Below are 16,583 nucleotides of genomic sequence, written 5' to 3' on the forward strand. Positions count from 1 at the left end.
CTGTAATCGTCATTTAATAGGTTTTTAGTTCGTAGTTTTTGGGAGGATCAATGCCCAGCAAATTCTCCACAAAATAGTCCCAGCGTTTCCGATGAAAATAGGGTACTGCAAACACGCCGCCATGGTTCTTATTTGGAATGATCAGCATATCAAAATCTCTGTTGTGCCTGATGAGCTCACCGGCCATCCTCAACGTTGACACAGGGTTCACATTGTTGTCCATATCGCCATGGATCAACAATAGTTTTCCTTCCAGCTTATCGGCCAGGTTAAAGTTCGACTGTTCATCGTAATGCGCACCGACCAAACCCTGGTATTGTTCGTCCCACCAGGCTTTGGCAATACGATTGTCGTGATTGCCGGCAGATGAAATACCTACCGAGTAGAATTCAGGATGGGTCAACAGGGCTCGGCAAGCATCGTACCCCCCTGCTGAATGGCCATAAATACCAACTTTTGTCGGGTCCAGATACGGACGTCCTGCAGCGAGTGTTTTAATGGCCTTGATATGATCTTCGGCGCCGATATCTCCAAGGTTTTTGTATGAAAAATCATGAAACCGCTTCGAACGCATGGCTGTTCCCAGCCCATCGACAGTGATGACGATGAAGCCCAGCTCAGCAAAGGACACATCGTGCGACCGGTAGGCGCTGTTAAAGGTTTTGGGTGTGCGGACAGCTTGCGGTCCGGAGTAGGTTCCGTCGATAATAGGATATGTTTTGTTTGGATTGAAATCGGACGGAAAGTAGATCGCTCCGTATAGATCTGTCTCCCCATCGCGGGCTTTGGTTTTGAACGGCTCAGGAAATCGCCAGCCAGTTGCCAGTAAGGCATCGATGTTGGCTGTTATGGGCTGGGCGATGACTTTGCCAGCCTTTGTGGAGCGAACAACCGACACCGGTTTCATGTCAATGCGGGAATAATTGTCAACAAACGTTTTAAAGTCAGCAGATAAACTGATGCTGTGATAGGCATTTTCAGGGGTAAGCAACTGCATGTTCTTCCCATCCAGGTCAATGCGGTAAAATTGACGGTAGTACGGATCCAGACTCGAGTCTTTTCCGCAGGCGATGAAATAGATTTGATCATTTTCTTCATCGATAGCGGTGATACCAGTCACAACAAAAGTTCCCTCGGTCACTTGGTTTAGTAACCGGCCATCTTTGTTGTAACGATAAATATGGTTCCAGCCGTCGCGCTCGGAGGTATAAAGAAACTCCTGATTGTTTTTGATCCATCGGCAGGTCATCAGTTGGGTTTCAATCATCGTTTGGGCTTGCTCGTGCAGAATAATTTTTGCCTGCCCGGTATTCGCGTTGGCAATGTAAAGATCCTGTGATTGGTAGCCTCGTTGATAAACTCCAAGCACTAACTCATCGGAACCATCGATCCATTGCGGGCCGAAGCTCACGCAAATATCGGGGACTGATGGAATGTCGAGTTTGATTTGTTTCTTCTTTTCCAGATCAAATACGCAAAATTCCTGCATGATGGCATCTTCTCCCGGGATTGCCCGCTCGTAAGCCAATACTTTGGCCCGGTAGCCACTGTCGGGTATGCTTTGGTACAGGTACATCAGTCCGACTTTTCGTCGATCAATTTTATAGGTGACAAATTTTTTCGAATCAACAGACCATTGAATGTCAATATGCGGATCGTAGCTGTCGCCTTTCGATACATCAATCAACTTTTCCCAGTTATTCGCCGGATTGGCATACTCGTATTTCTCTATGCCATCGGTTGTAAGGGCCAATTCTTCTCCTGTTTCATTATCCTTCAGGTAGAGGTTATAGTCTTTTAACGAAACGATCCATTTCTGGTCAGGTGAAACCGATTCGTATGCCAGTGTTTTAGCTTCAATCTTTTCTGTTTTGGTAATCGTGTATCCGGCGAGTTCTATAAAAATCCGTTCATCCTTCAGCCTAAAATGGATTGATTTTTTGGTTGCTGCAAACTTCAGATCGTCCAGATGAAGCGAATCGGGTGAGACTGCTTGGTCTATTTTTTCTCCGACTAGTTTTGCAATGGCCTGTTGGTCGAAAGCGGGCTGGCTTGTTCCCTTTTTTGAGTCGAACAGCATGTATTTGCTTCCTCCAGGGGTTTCCTCAACATACCAAAAATCTGAACTTTCTTCAATCCAGTGTGGGCGAAGTTCAATGTTGCTAACCAGTTTGGAAATGTTCTTGGGTAGAAAGCTTTCAGCTTTTTCGTAGCGTTCACGAATGGTTTGCGATGCCGCGGAGAACGCTGTCAGAAGCAAAAGCGAAAGGTAAAATAGGGTCTTAAAAGTCTTCATGTTCCGTTCTGTTTATAATTTCATTTTGAAGATCTTCTCCTAAATCGTTGAAATAATCACTGTATCCGGCCACCCGGACAATCAGGTCTTTAAAGTTTTCGGGATGTCTCTGCGCCTCACGGAGGGTTTCGGCATTCACCACGTTAAACTGAATGTGATGGCCATCCATTCGGAAGTAACTTCGCACCAAGCTCGAAACTTTCTGAATCGCATCATCATCTTCGAAAAATGAAGGGGTAAATTTCTGGTTCAAGAGGGTTCCGCCTGTTCTCAGGTGGTCAATCTTTGCTGCGGACTTAACAACTGACGTTGGCCCTTTCCGGTCGGCTCCCTGAACGGGTGAGATGCCTTCAGAAACCGGAGTTCCCGCCATTCGTCCGTCGGCGCTGGCTTGCATGACGCTGCCAAAATATACATGGCAGGTGGTTGGCAACAGGTTGATCCGGTAATCGGCACCACGCGGGCTTTTTCGTCCGTTGACGGCTCTGTAATAAATCTCGAAAACGTTGCGAAGCTGGTCATCTGCACGATCATCGTCATTTCCGTACTTAGGTGTTTGATAGACCAGTTGGTAATGGAGATCCTCGGCACCTTCAAAGTTGTTTTTCAGGGCAGAAAGAAGTTCTGCCATGCTGTAGTTCTTCTCTTCAAAAACATGTTTTTTCAGCACTGTTAGTGAGTCGGTAATGGTCCCCATCCCGACGCCCTGGATGTAGTTGGTATTGTAGCGTGCGCCGCCGCTGATATAATCCGTTCCGGCAAGCACACAGTCGTCAATAATCAGCGACAAAAAGGGGGTCGGAACATACTCGATGAAGATCTTTTCAATGATGTTGCTACCGGTAACTTTGATATCAACAAAATGCCTGACTTGCTTTTCAAAGGCAGTCATCAGGTCATCCACGTTTCTATAGGTTTCCGGATCGCCGGTTTGCAAACCGATTTGCTTTTGGGTCCGGGGATCAAAGCCATTGTTTAAGGTTATTTCAAGAATTTTAGGCAAGTTGAAATAGCCTGTCAGAATGTAGCTTTCGGTTCCAAAAGCGCCGCTTTCAACACAACCGCTAGCACCTCCGTTTCTGGCATCAATCAAGTCTTTCCCTTGGCCGACGAGCTCCTGGACGATCGCATCGGTATTGAAAATGGACGGCTGACCAAAACCCGTTTTCACAATTTTCACCGCCCGGTTGATAAAACTTTCCGGGTTCTTTTTACTCAGTTGAATCATGGAACTTGGCTGCAACAGACGCATTTCCTCGATAACATCCAGAATGATAAAAGACAGTTCGTTCACGGCATCCGATCCATCAGGTTTTACACCACCAATATTGATCAGGGCAAAATCAGTATAGGTGTTGCTTTCCAAGGCTGTTATACCCACTTTGGGCGGCGCCGGATGGTTGTTAAATTTCACCCAGAAAGCTTGCAGCAGTTCAATTGCTTTTTCTTTTGTGAGCTTGCCTTCCGCAATTTCTTTTTTATAAAACGGATATAAATGCTGATCCAAGCGCCCGGGGTTGAATGAATCCCACGGGTTGAGCTCTGTAACGACGCCTAGATGGACAAACCAATAGTATTGCAATGCTTCGTGGAAGGTTTGAGGCGCATTGGCGGGTACATTACGGCAAACAGCGGCCATGGCTTTTAGCTCTGATTTCCGCCCGGCGTTTATTTCAACGCGTGACAGTTCCTCCAGCTTTTCTGCATGCCGGTTGGCAAACAAGATAATTGTTTCAGCAGCCAATTGCATGGCTTTGAGCTCTTCTTGCTTGTTAAAGGCGTCTGAGTCATTGAGAAAATCCAGTTTTGAAAGGCTTTCGTTCACATCGGAAATAATATCGAGCATGCCTTTTTGATAAATCTTATTACCGGCAACGGTATGACCGGGGGCGCGCTGTTCCATGAACTCGGTAAAGATTCCTGCTTCATAGGCGTCATGCCACTCGGGACGCATGTTTTTCATGATGCGGTCGCGGTTGGAATGGCCTTTCCAGAAGGGGATGATACGATGCTCATACGCATCGCGCGTTTCTTGATCCACCTGAAACCAAACTTTTTCGCGAGCGTTCAAAATGTCTAAATCCTGCAACGAATGCACGGTAATTTCGGGGTAGGTTGGCGTGGCTTTAGGAGCGGGGCCCCGTTCTCCAACAATAAGTTCATCGTCGTTTATGCAGATAAACTTGTTTTCCATGATATAACGAAATGCTTTTGCCCTTTGCACCGGAATGGAATCGCCAAATGATTGGTGACTCTTATAAAATTCAGTAATTAGCACAGCCCGTTCTGCCGAAATTCGGTTGATGGCATTCAGGCTTTGTTCCCGTAGTTTTTCTATTCTTGGCGTCATTTCCTTTACTATTGAATGATGAATGATAATTGTCTTCGTTAGTTTCCATTTCTCAAATATAAATTACTGAGGCTGATAGCTAATACTGCCCACTCTTTCAGCCTCCAATCTTAACGGTAAATCCAGCCTCTTGAAATTGATTTTTAATCGTTGTCAATTCTTCCTTTTTCAATGAATGCCGTCCCATAAATTGATTATCGAGGTGGAACCGTTTGTATTTCTCATTGGCGGTGTTGTGAAAGGGCAGCAAGTCCACCGCCTCAATCCCGCCTTTCAGTTCACTCAGAAACGCAATGCTCATCGCAATATTTTCAGGGGTTGTAGTCACTTTCGGAATCATTGGAATGCGGATGCGCACAGGAACATTTCCGGACACAAGTTTTCGTATGTTTTTTAGAATGACCGTATTTGAAACTCCGGTATAAACTTGGTGCATTTGATCGTCGATCAATTTCAAGTCGACCAGAAACAAATCAGTTGCTTCAGCCATGCGGGCGACAATCTCCCAGCTTGAAAACAAGGTGGTATCAACGGCTGTATGCATCGCCTGGGCTTTACACAATTGAAGCATTTCAAAAAGGAACTCGTGTTGCAGTAAGGGTTCTCCACCGGAAAATGTCACTCCGCCCGAAGATTCTTCCATGAAAACCTGCTCTTTTTTAAGTTCATCAAAAAGAGCATCAGGGCTTACTTTATAGCCGATCATTTCGTCATTGACGAACTCTCGACCGTTCAGCTTTGACGTTTTCTTAATGCATACCGGCTTGCTGTCAATACTTTCAGGGTTGTGGCACCATTGACAGCTCAACGGACAGCCTTTAAAGAAGACCGTAGTTCGAATGCCGGGGCCATCGTGCACCGCAAAACGTTTGATATCGAATATCGTTCCCATCATGGGAAAAAGGTTAAAATGAATACGAGGGATAAATTCTACGAGACTATGAGATATCCTGCCGGGCGACAGGAAGGGGAATCAATTGATCCAGCACTCAAACAGGCCAACGCCAAATTTGTGATACAGGTTCGAGTAATATTTGACCGATTGTTTCATCAGCCGCAAATTAGATTTTATTTTTCACATGACAAGGAAGATTTTAATCATTGATTGCTATTTATACCATTTATAAATAATCTTAGCCATGTTGACCTTCGAAAGTGTGGCCTGTCGTCAACCATGTCTCTTCTATCCATTGCTATGCTCTGCCTGATCTTGACTACGTCTCCCCTATTCTTTGTTAACAGTCGCACGTTCTTAACCACCTTTCGCTTGTTCATGGCTATGTATTGCTTATCCTTAGCTAACAGCCGCCTATTGACTACGTGCTGCCTATTGTTAACCATCTTTCCCCTACTCGTTACTATTTGCTGCCTGTCCTTTGGCTATCTTCCGGGTGTTGTCGACCTCTTCCGGTCAATGGATCCCGGGCTATCTCTCCTGCGAAGCTGCAGGAATCATACTTTTATAAGCCAGAAGCTTCCTGCAACCGGCTTCGGGGTAGGCGCATTGAGTTATATGCCGCTAAAGCGGTTTCTCTTCCAAACACGTCACTTTCTTCAAAGGTTTACCTGTTACTTTTTCGCTTGCTAACTTTCACAAAGGAAGCAGGACTGGAGCCTATATGCTTGGTGAATATTCTGGTGAAATAGTAGGGATCATTGTAACCCAAACGGTAGGCAACTTCCTTTATCTTTAGCGATTGGTTAGTTAACAGTCGTATAGCTTCCTGCATTTTAAGGTTAATAAAATAATCCAGGGGAGAAGAGCCTGTTTTGTTTCTGAAAATTTTTGAGAGATGAGATTCCGACAGGTTAACATGCGTGGATAAGTCGCTTATTTTAAGATTCTTATTGATGGTTTTCTGCATCAATAAAATAACCTGGTCTACAGGATCAGAACTTTTTTGACCTTTTACCGCCCTAAATGTATCGACAAAGAAAAACGAAGCCAGCAGACTGTTTAAACACAGATTGGCGTAGTTCATGTTTTGTATTGAAAACCCCGATTCTAGTGCCCTCAAAAGCTCATTGAATAAGTTGATACGGTCGTCAATCCGGGATTTGGAAGACTGTTCAATCGGTGTTACTTTGCCAAAGAATTCGTTGAAAAGGAAACTCCGTTCACCTCCGAAATGGATCCAGTAAATAGACCATGGAAAGCGCTCTGAGGCCCAATAAGCATGTGCTTCATGGGCCGGAATGACAAAGTAGTGATTGGCTTGGAGTTCATAGACGTTAGTCCCAATGTGTATTGAGCCCGCACCGTCGATGCAATAGATTAGGATATTTTCATTTATTCCCGCTTTTCTTTTGCGATAGTGTGTTCGGGCATGGGGGTAAAAACCAATATCACTAATATAAAGGCCACCGATCAACGGATTATTTCTAATCGTTTTAAGTTGTTTCCTGGTCATGACAACACTTCTGTCACCAAAAAAACTATCCGTTTTTCCTTCAACTGGCTCTATCACATTGGTAGTTATTTTCAAAATCTAAAATTTTAACACGATGGCCGTCCGGCAATCGTTTCGTCGATTGAATGGTGTTTATTTGCCCTTTGCTCTTGTGACACCCATTTACAATTCGGATGACTACAGACTGTATATTTCATTTGAAGTCTCAATATCAAGTATTTATTTTTTTTTGTTTTGCTCTTCTCAGTCGGAACACACTTTCGTGATTAAAAATAGACAAATAATCGGATTGTCCAATAAATAGACTGATTGTCTCGGCGATATCCTCCAGGCGATACTGCCTTTATACATATAAAATACTGAGGTCACGATTACTAATCAGTTTATAGACTTCTCAGAGAGAAAGCAGTTTCCCAAGGGGACTAGATGATGCATGGATGAGGAAGAGGATGATGCAATAACAGGTATTTGAATGCTCCCAGCCAGCATGCCAGTCCGGCTGGCTTATTGACCGACGCCGCATCGCAAGACGTTTACTAATCCTCAAAGCTTCTTTGTCCTCATGCCGGACAGGCACATCCTTTTCCAGTCGATGAAAAGGATGGAAAAATCTTTAAAATTTCATCCTTCCGCCCATAAGCCCACGCCGGCCCGGGCCAAATTTTGTCCTGCGGACGTTTCACCTAGTGGCGAAATGGGGGATTTAAGAATCGAAACTTTTCCGTTTGGGTGCTATCTTCCGGCTCTTTGATAATAGGTATTGGTTTAGCTACACACAATTGACTGAGCGGTTTAAACTCTTTATGTCTTGTTTGCTACAATGCAAAAAGTTGCTCTTACCGTTTGTGCACGCCGGAATAATAAAACCACTTGCCTTGTTCTTTTTTGAAAAAGGAATTTTCATGGATCTGTTGAAGTTGCGCGTTTTCGAGATAGAGGGCTCTAAATTCGACATACCCCGTGTAGTCGTTCGCGAGCCCTCCCTGGCTTGTGAGAACCTGTAAGCCCATCCAGTGCACGGACTTTGCCCAGCTTTCGATCTTACTTCGTTCTTTCGCAGGACGCGTTTTTTGGTGATGACTTTGCATGAGGTAGCCGCCATCACCAATCGTAAAAGCCACATACCTTGATCGCATCAACTCCAGGGCGGTCTTGGCTTCCCGCTTCCCTGAAATGATAGCCAAGCAGCAGTCGTCAGCTAACCGTTGTGAACCGCATGGACAAAGGTTATTCATGATCATTCCATTTTACTTGTTTCTGAATGGCTTTCCTTAACGGACAACCGGGGGCGATGGGTTCTCCTTTTCGATAAGGAACCAATAAGCGAAGCGATTGCTGGGCCAGTTCTCGCCTGACAGCCCTTCGTTCTCCTTTGATGCGAGCGATTTTCATCTTGTCGTATGCCGTGGTTTGGTGGCGCATCCAGGCGATAACCGCCTTGGCAGCTCGCTCCTGTAACGGAATAAGTTGTGTGCGGGCAACGGTCCCACTTCCCACCGGAATGGCATGTTGCGTAATTGCCCGGGCCATTTGTTCCGCAATTGAATGATATGCGGCATGGAAGTTCAGGTAGCTGATCACGGCTTGCAAAAACTCTTCTGTATACAATTGTTGTTTCTTCTCGCGTCGTTGGATGTCGCTTGCCCGTTTCTTTTGGTAGCTTTCGGTTTCCCGCATGGCAGCAAGCTCCTGTTGAGCCATGGCAATGGTGTGGGCCGGAGCCCAAACGCCTTTTGATATGGTCTTCCGTCCCTTTTTATACTGAACGCGCCAGTAGTTTCCCTGCGCGGTTACTCTTCGAGTAATGCCTGCATCGCCTGCCGGCAAAAAGCTCCAAGCCTCGGGTGGAACAACCCGTTCGCCATACTCATTTATTAATTGTCCGTTTTTCCCCGGACTCACGATGCTTATATTTGCCATTGGTCAATCATTTACTTTCGTTTGATGCCGCGTAAGGCTTCGGCGGTCCATGGATCATCGGGCCAGGCGTGCTTGGGATAACGTCTTTTAAGCTCCTTTTTCACTTCGAAGTAGGCATTATTCCAAAAGCTTTTTAAATCCGAAGTAATTTGAACTGGCTTGAAGCCCGGAGAAAGCAGGTGCATCACCACATTCTTCCGGCCATTATTTATCCTTGGCGTATTATCCATCCCAAATACTTCCTGCAAGCGAACCGCGAGTATCGGGGGTTCGCCGTTAGCCTGGTAAGCTAATTTTATGGCTGATCCACTGGGAACTTGAAGCTTTTGTGGAGCCAGCTGATCAAGCATTTGTTGCTGCTCGATGCTGAGATGATAGTGCAGCGCATTTTCAAGATCAGTCTTCTTAAGGTCTTCTGTTTTTCGAACGTTCTGAAGATAAGGCGTTAACCAATCCTTATTGGTTTGCAGTAAGTTTTCGGTCGAAACATCCGGCCATTGATCTTCTGGATTCCAATGCCGCAAACTAAGCACCCGGTTTTGCCATTGGACCACCCCGTCGTGGAAGTTTAGCAAATGTCCGCCTTCCCGGCTGATCGCTTCCGAAATCACGCTGAGGACCTGCTCACCATTGGGATTGGGCAATGGTTTTGATTGCAGAACGATGCCGCCAATCCGAAGTTCTTTACTTGCGATAAGACCTCCTTTTTTGCTGTCCCAGGCTATCACTTCGCGCTCTTTCACCAACGGAGCTAAATCAGTCGGATTGAGAGGAGAAGCTAAGAAGATAGAGCCAATACCTTGCCGGGCGTTTAGGTGGGCAACAGCCAACCAAGCTTCGTGGGCAAGGTCGTCTTTATGTCCGGCCATGGCAATACTACCGTTTGATAACTGAAACTGAGCATTGTTACCGGGACGGGCAAAAGCAATGCGTTCAGGGTAAGCATAAACAAGGAGCAGGCCTGTTTCGTAAGGATTAACCATGTCGTTGCTGGGTTTGCAGCCAACAATCTCCCGGTAAGATTCTGCTACTTTTTCTATACGCTTCATCTTTTTGCTGATCCTGCCTGAAGCACGTTGCGCCCGCAGGGCCTCAATGCGAAGGTTAATGTCAATTCCTGCCTCCCTCCCCAAAGGGTCACGTTCTTCCAGTATGGCGGCCAGGTCGGTTGCCAGGGACACATTGCCGCCCTGTTTGGCCATCACCAGCATGTGAGCAATCCGGGGATGACAAGGCAAACGATTCAACGCTTTCCCCAAAGCTGAAATCCGACCGTCCTCAAGCGCTCCGAGTTCGTGCAGCAGTGCTGTTGCTTGATTAACGGTGCCTTTCGGGGGCGGGTTTAACCAGCTGAGCTCCTCAGGATCTGTGATCCCCCATTGAGCCATATCTAAAACCAAGCTGGCTAAATCAGCTTCCAATATTTCCGGGGTTCGGTGCTCTGCAAGCTGCTCTTGAGAGGCCTTGGTCCACATTCGGTAACACGTTCCGGGGCCAAGTCGGCCGGCACGCCCGGCACGTTGATCAGCGGAGTCTTTGGAAACCTGAATCGTCTCAAGCTGTGACAAACCCGTTTTGGGGTTGAAGCGAGAAACACGGGCATAACCTGAATCGACCACCACCTGCACACCTTCAATTGTCAAACTCGTTTCAGCAATTGAAGTAGCAAGGATAACCTTCCGCTTTCCATTCCGGTTTGGAAAAATAGCTGCCAGTTGTTTTTGCTTGGGTAGTGAACCATATAACGGATGTACTTCAATTTTTAGGTGTTCGCTTCGTAGTAAACGCTCACATTTCCTGATCTCACCTTCGCCCGGTAAAAATACCAACACATCACCTTGCTTTTCTTTGATGGCCCGAAGAACAACCTGGGCGGTCAGTTCAGCAACGAGCCGAAGATCATTCTCGCCGGAATAAACCAGGTCGATGGGGTAACGTCGCCCTGAGCACTGTACCACTGGGGCCTGAAGCAGCTGGGTTAACTGAGGCAGATTCAGTGTTGCCGACATGATGACCATGCGCAAATCCGGTCGAAGAACCTGCTGAACTTCCCGACAAAGCGCCAAGGATAAATCAGCATGAATGCTTCGCTCGTGAAACTCATCGAAGATAACCGTTCCAATACCTTCCAGCGAATTGTCGGATTGCAACATCCGGGTCAGAATTCCTTCTGTTACTACTTCAATGCGAGTTTTATCACTGATCCGGTTTTCGAAGCGAATACGATAACCCACTGTCTGTCCAACGTTTTCGTTAAGTAGTGAAGCCATGCGTTCTGCAATCGCTCTTGCTGCCAGCCGCCTCGGCTCCAGTAATATGATTTTCTGGTTGTTGACGTCTGCCTGTTGCAGTAAAGCCAGTGGAACAAGCGTACTTTTTCCGGCCCCCGGAGGAGCGTGAACCACCAGAGTGCCCGCTTCTTGCAATTTCTCCTGGATTTCGCTCAGAATAGCTGCTACGGGAAGATCAATAGATTGAAACTGAATAGTCAAAATTATGGATTTCAAATAAGCGTACAAAAATAGGAAATCTGTTTGATTTCAACGGGATCGTTATTTCTTTCGCAGGAAGAAGAGCCAGTTGATAACGTTCCTGCGAAAGGCCCGGTCGGATTTGATTTCAGATAAGCCTAAATTTTTGACATGACACCCACAATGCAATCGTTTCGTCTATTGAATGGTATTTATCTGCTCTTAATTCTTCTAGAAATCACCAAACGGCTCAGATAAAGACAGACGATATCTTTTATTTAGAGTTTAAATATCAATCTTTTATAATTTATTCACTTGCTTTTTTATTTGGATATCACTTTCGTGTTCAGAAACAGACAAATAATCGGATTGTCCAATAAATACCCTGATTGTCTATTTTTTTTCGATGCGTGACTCCTTTTCTTTGTTCTTGAAAATCTTTCATTACAAACAACCTTAACTAAGAATTTATGAAAAAATCTTTTAAGAAAGCGAGCCTTTGTCTGTTGGCAGTTTTTGTTATTGCCACCGCATGGGCTCAACAAAAAGACATTAGCGGAACGGTTTCGGACGACACTGGGGAACCTCTGCCTGGAGTTACAGTCGCCGTAAAAGGTACAAGCCAAGGTACCATTACGTCCGTCGATGGATCATTTACTCTTCCCGATGTGCAGCAGGACGCTGTGCTGGTATTTTCATTTGTTGGGATGATTACACAAGAGATGCCCGTGGGTAACCAGAATGTTATTAACGTGGCTATGGAACAGAGCATCATTGGATTGGAAGAAGTCATCGCAATTGGTTATGGTACGGTGAAGAAATCAGATTTGACCGGTGCTGTGGGCTCCTTAAAAGGAGACGAGCTGGATCCGCAGGCCAACACCAATGTTGGGGCCGCTTTGCAAGGGAAAATGGCCGGTGTTGCTGTTGAAACTGCTAGTGGTGATCCGGGTTCAGGAGTCCGTATTCAAATTCGGGGAGCAGGTTCTCTGAACAATGTAAATCCACTTATTATCGTGGATGGAATTGCGGTGGAATCAATGAATAACCTAAATCCCCTGGACATTGAGTCAATCCAGGTACTAAAAGATGCATCTTCTGCAGCTATTTACGGTTCCCGTGCTTCAAATGGTGTAATTCTTATTTCTACGAAATCAGGTTCCTTAGGAGAAATAAAGATTAATGTGAATGCAGATTATGGAATTCAACAAATTGGGAAAAAGTTGGATTTGCTGAACACTGACGAATGGATCAAAGTAAATAATGCCGCGAGAGATGCAGGCGGCATGGACCGGATTCCAATTGCATTAAACCCTGAAATGCCAGGTGAAGGTGTCGATTGGCAGGATGAAATATATCGGAATGCCGCCACGCAAAATTATAACATCGGCGCGAGTGGTGGTTCTGAAAACTTAAAGTATAGTTTATCTTTGGGTTACCTCAATCAGGATGGCATTGTCGAAACATCTAATTATACGCGACTTAATATGCGAATAAAAACTGATTTGACCAAAGGAAAACTTAAGCTTGGCCAAACGTTTATCTTTTCAACCGAAGAAACCAGAAACATTGGCAATTTGGGAGGACAAGGAGGTACCGCTGTTTCTGCTGCCACGATGATGATTCCGGCGTTTAAAATCTATGATGAAACAGCTCTTGGGGGCTACGCAGGTGCCTGGGGTCCGGTAATGGATGTATTTAACCCGGTTGCAGGACTGAATTTATTCAAAAACGAAAGCGATTATTATAAGCTTCTTGCCAATTTGTACGGCGAATACGAAATCGTCGATGGCCTCAAATATAAACTTAGTGTGGGTGCCACGATTAATGAAACCAAAGGGTTTAACTACCGCCCCAGGTACGTCGTCGGAAGTATTTTCAGAAATGAGAAAACAACGCTGTCTGAATCAAGCGGAATGTCGAAATACGGACAGATAGAAAACACACTTTCATTTAATAAGGAATTTGGAAAACATTCAATCAATGCGGTAGTTGGACAGACGTCGTATAAAGATTTGTACCGTCAGATTTCCGGATCCAAGAAAGCCATGCCTGATGGCATTTATGTGCTTGACGCCGGAACGGACGAAGCGAATTCCGGTGGTTATGAAGTCGAAAACACGTTATTATCATACCTTGGGCGAGCGATCTATTCTTATGACAATCGGTATATTGTAACTGCAACCTATAGACGAGATGGTTCTTCAAGGTTTAGCAAGGAAAACAGGTGGGGTAATTTTCCATCGCTTTCGGTAGCATGGAACATTGCCAATGAAGATTTTTTCAGCAATATGGGAACTTCAATTACCCAATTAAAACTCAGGGGAAGTTATGGGATTCTTGGAAACCAGGAGATTGGAGATTATCAATACATGGGACTGATTACCTCCGCAATTAGCTACACAACTGGAAACCCAAGTGAGCTCTGGGTTGGTAACATTCAAACCGACTATCCTGCCGGAGGACTGAAATGGGAATCAACTGCCACCTCAAACATTGGTATTGACTTGAGTTTATGGTCAGGAAAGATGAACTTTATCTTTGACTACTTCCGGAAAAAGACGACCGATGTATTGTTGAGGGTCCCAATCCCTCTTTCGGTTGGAGCTGGTTCCGATCCATTTAGTAATGCCGGCGAAATAGCCAATAATGGATTTGAAGCTACTGCAATCTATAATGGAAGTGTCAATGATTTCAATTTTTCAGTAACAGGAACGCTCACTTCAGTTAAAAACGAGGTGCTTGCTCTAAGTACCGGAACACAGCGAATTTCAGGAGCTTCTGCTTCGCATCATGGATCGGCGGTTACTTATACTCAGGAAGGTTCCCCATTGTATTCGTTTTTCCTGATTCAGACCGATGGCCTGTTTCGTAACGAGCAAGAGGTCACCTCTCACAGCAAAGACGGAGAACTGATTCAACCTAATGCGGTCCCGGGAGACATCCGGTTTATTGACGCCAACGATGATGGAAGAATTGATGGAAATGACCGTGTTTATGCCGGGAGTCCATTTCCTGATTTCAGTTATGGATTGCGACTGGAAGGAGATTGGCGCAATTTTGATTTTAGCCTTTTCTTTCAAGGAACGCAGGGGAATAAAATCTACAATGGTTTTAACACCTACCTGGAAGCAGCCAGGGTAAATACCAACTATTCAAGCGCTACGCTTGACTCCTACACCTTCAATCCCGATTCTGAATTTCCCCGTCTTGACATGGCCGATCCCAATGGGAACGGAGTTGACAACAGTGATCGCTTTTTAGAAGATGGTTCGTACCTTCGGTTAAAAACCTTTCAACTGGGTTACACCCTTCCAAAAACACTTTTGAATAGAATGTCATTCGATAATTTGAGGCTTTACCTGGCAGCAGAGAATCTGTTCACACTCACTGACTATTTGGGTTACAACCCGGACATTGGCGGGAATGGCTTAAGTTCCAGAGGTGTTGATTTTAGAGTATATCCTCTGAATCGCTCGTATCACCTTGGGCTTCAATTAAACTTCTAATACTTTAAAAAAGGAAATATGAAAACAGTATATTGTATTTTAACGATCGCATTTTTAGGGCTGACATCCTGCTCTGAAAGCTTTCTGGAACTGGACAATCCCAATAAAGTAACATCGAATGCTTATTGGAATACCGAAGCTGATCTGGCAGCTGGTCTTGCGACAGCTTACAACTCCCTTGTTGATGATTACAATGGTCATTGGGGAGTGGTCGCCCTGGAATTAAAAGAGGGCAGAACCGAGAACTTTCAAATTAGAAATGACGTTCGGGGGCGTTTTGATGTGTCAACCTATCAGAATACGATAAGCACCGGGGAAACAGCTAACTTTTACAAAGGATGCTATACGGGTATTTTTAGATGCAACCAGGTAATTCACTTTGCCGATCAGGTTCAAGGCATTTCTGATGCGAAAAAGGCCGAGTTAGTGGCTGAAGCCAAATTCATCAGAGGCCTTCAGTATTTTATTCTGGCAATCGACTTTGGCGCTGTTCCAGTTATCACCAGTCTAGCTGAATCAAGGGAGGACTACTTCAATGAAAAGGCAACAGAAGAACAGGTTTGGACTCAGGTCATTAGCGATTTGGAAGATGCTAAAGCAGCCTTGCCTGTTACAAGACCCGATGATCAGCTAGGCAGAGCAACAAAAGGTGCAGCTATCGGATTCCTTGGAAGAGCTCATTTGTATCTTGAAGATTGGCCCCAAGTGATTACTGAGCTGGGGGAATTGGTCACAAATGAAAGTCAGTATGGTTATGGATTGATGCCCAACTTTGCGGATAACTTTGTTTTAGAACACGAAAACAATCAAGAGTCTGTTTTTGAACTGCAATACAGCTTGCAGGGAGGTCCCGACATCTGGACCGGCAATCCTGCCAATAAATCACGCTCTACCTTTATCGCACAGGAATGTGCCCCTGGCGAAGTCGGGGGCTGGTTCGAGCTCTTCCCCACCAGTGTTTTGCTCGATGCTATGCTGGAAGAAAAAACAACAGAAGGTGATTTTGATCCACGGGCAACAGCTACCTTGGCGTGGAACTATCCCGGGTGTGTATTTTATCAGCGAGACTTTAGCACTTCCTTTGAGAGTGACGCTATTTGGTTAAGGAAAAATCAGAATTGGTGGAATGAGAATGAAGGCGACTGGAAATCAGAGCTGAATGAAAAAGGAATGCGTTACTCGGATGTGTTGTTAATGCTTGCCGAAGCCTACACCATGGAGGGACAGGTTGGCAATGCTGCACCATTGGTGCAGCGGGTTCGATCACGCGCCAATCTTGTTGACAAACAAGCTGAAATGGCAGGATGGAGCTCAGACCAAATGATGGAAGAGATCATGCATCAGCGCAATGTGGAGTTCGCCAGAGAAGGCTTACGTTTTTACGATCTTCGGCGCTGGGGAAAGCTGCAGGAAGTGATTGCAGCTAGTCAAGTGGAGGGATATTCAAATTTTTCGTCTAAATATGAATATTACCCAATTCCTGAGAGTGAATTGGAAAATAATCCAAGCATAACTCAAAACGGAAGTTGGTAATTCGCATTAAAGGAATAAAATGGTCGGTTCCCTAAAATTCATTGGACCGACCATTTATTCTTATTTGCCTATCTTATTCATCGTAACGTCGAC

At 45.2% G+C, this 16,583-nt stretch carries 9 protein-coding genes; 2 read left to right on the top strand and 7 right to left on the bottom strand.

Translation table 11 applies throughout. The annotated features are described in order from the left end of the window. Window positions 1–13: 13 nt before the first annotated feature. The 7 genes from AAC033_RS02585 to hrpB all read right to left on the bottom strand — a co-directional run bounded on the left by AAC033_RS02585 (window position 14) and on the right by hrpB (window position 11,469). Window positions 14–2,296 (bottom strand): DPP IV N-terminal domain-containing protein, encoded by a 2,283-nt coding sequence (locus AAC033_RS02585; protein WP_339735062.1) that lies wholly within the window; start codon window positions 2,294–2,296, stop codon window positions 14–16. After that, window positions 2,283–4,646 (bottom strand): trans-4-hydroxy-L-proline dehydratase, encoded by a 2,364-nt coding sequence (gene hypD, locus AAC033_RS02590; RefSeq protein WP_339735064.1) that lies wholly within the window; start codon window positions 4,644–4,646, stop codon window positions 2,283–2,285. Before hypD ends, AAC033_RS02585 begins: the two co-directional genes overlap by 14 nt. A gap of 97 nt (window positions 4,647–4,743) precedes the next feature. Then, a complete protein-coding gene (locus AAC033_RS02595; protein WP_339735066.1) occupies window positions 4,744–5,541 on the bottom strand; it encodes a glycyl-radical enzyme activating protein in 798 nt (265 codons plus the stop codon). A gap of 667 nt (window positions 5,542–6,208) precedes the next feature. After that, the gene (locus AAC033_RS02600) at window positions 6,209–7,132 is read right to left on the bottom strand and encodes an AraC family transcriptional regulator (RefSeq protein WP_339735068.1); all 924 of its coding nucleotides are present in this window, start codon (window positions 7,130–7,132) and stop codon (window positions 6,209–6,211) included. 761 nt (window positions 7,133–7,893) lie between these two features. Next, window positions 7,894–8,292 carry a YchJ family metal-binding protein gene (locus AAC033_RS02605; RefSeq protein WP_339735070.1) on the bottom strand — a complete coding sequence of 133 codons (399 nt, stop codon included), beginning with the start codon at window positions 8,290–8,292 and terminating at the stop codon, window positions 7,894–7,896. Beyond that, on the bottom strand, window positions 8,285–8,977 hold the full coding sequence (locus AAC033_RS02610) for a DUF2293 domain-containing protein (protein ID WP_339735072.1): 693 nt from the start codon (window positions 8,975–8,977) through the stop codon (window positions 8,285–8,287). Before AAC033_RS02610 ends, AAC033_RS02605 begins: the two co-directional genes overlap by 8 nt. An 11-nt stretch (window positions 8,978–8,988) precedes the next feature. Next, a complete protein-coding gene (hrpB, locus tag AAC033_RS02615) occupies window positions 8,989–11,469 on the bottom strand; it encodes an ATP-dependent helicase HrpB (protein WP_339735074.1) in 2,481 nt (826 codons plus the stop codon). Window positions 11,470–11,918: 449 nt separating this feature from the next. On the opposite strand from hrpB, the gene AAC033_RS02620 reads away from it, so the two are divergent. Continuing rightward, complete coding sequence (locus AAC033_RS02620) at window positions 11,919–14,957, top strand: TonB-dependent receptor (protein ID WP_339735077.1); 3,039 nt, start codon at window positions 11,919–11,921, stop codon at window positions 14,955–14,957. Between the two features lie 18 nt (window positions 14,958–14,975). Next, window positions 14,976–16,490, top strand: coding sequence for a RagB/SusD family nutrient uptake outer membrane protein (locus AAC033_RS02625; RefSeq protein ID WP_339735079.1), 1,515 nt, complete (start codon window positions 14,976–14,978; stop codon window positions 16,488–16,490). The last annotated feature ends 93 nt before the right edge of the window (window positions 16,491–16,583 follow it).

It is taken from the genome of uncultured Sunxiuqinia sp. (genome assembly GCF_963974515.1).
GTDB lineage: Bacteria > Bacteroidota > Bacteroidia > Bacteroidales > Prolixibacteraceae > Sunxiuqinia.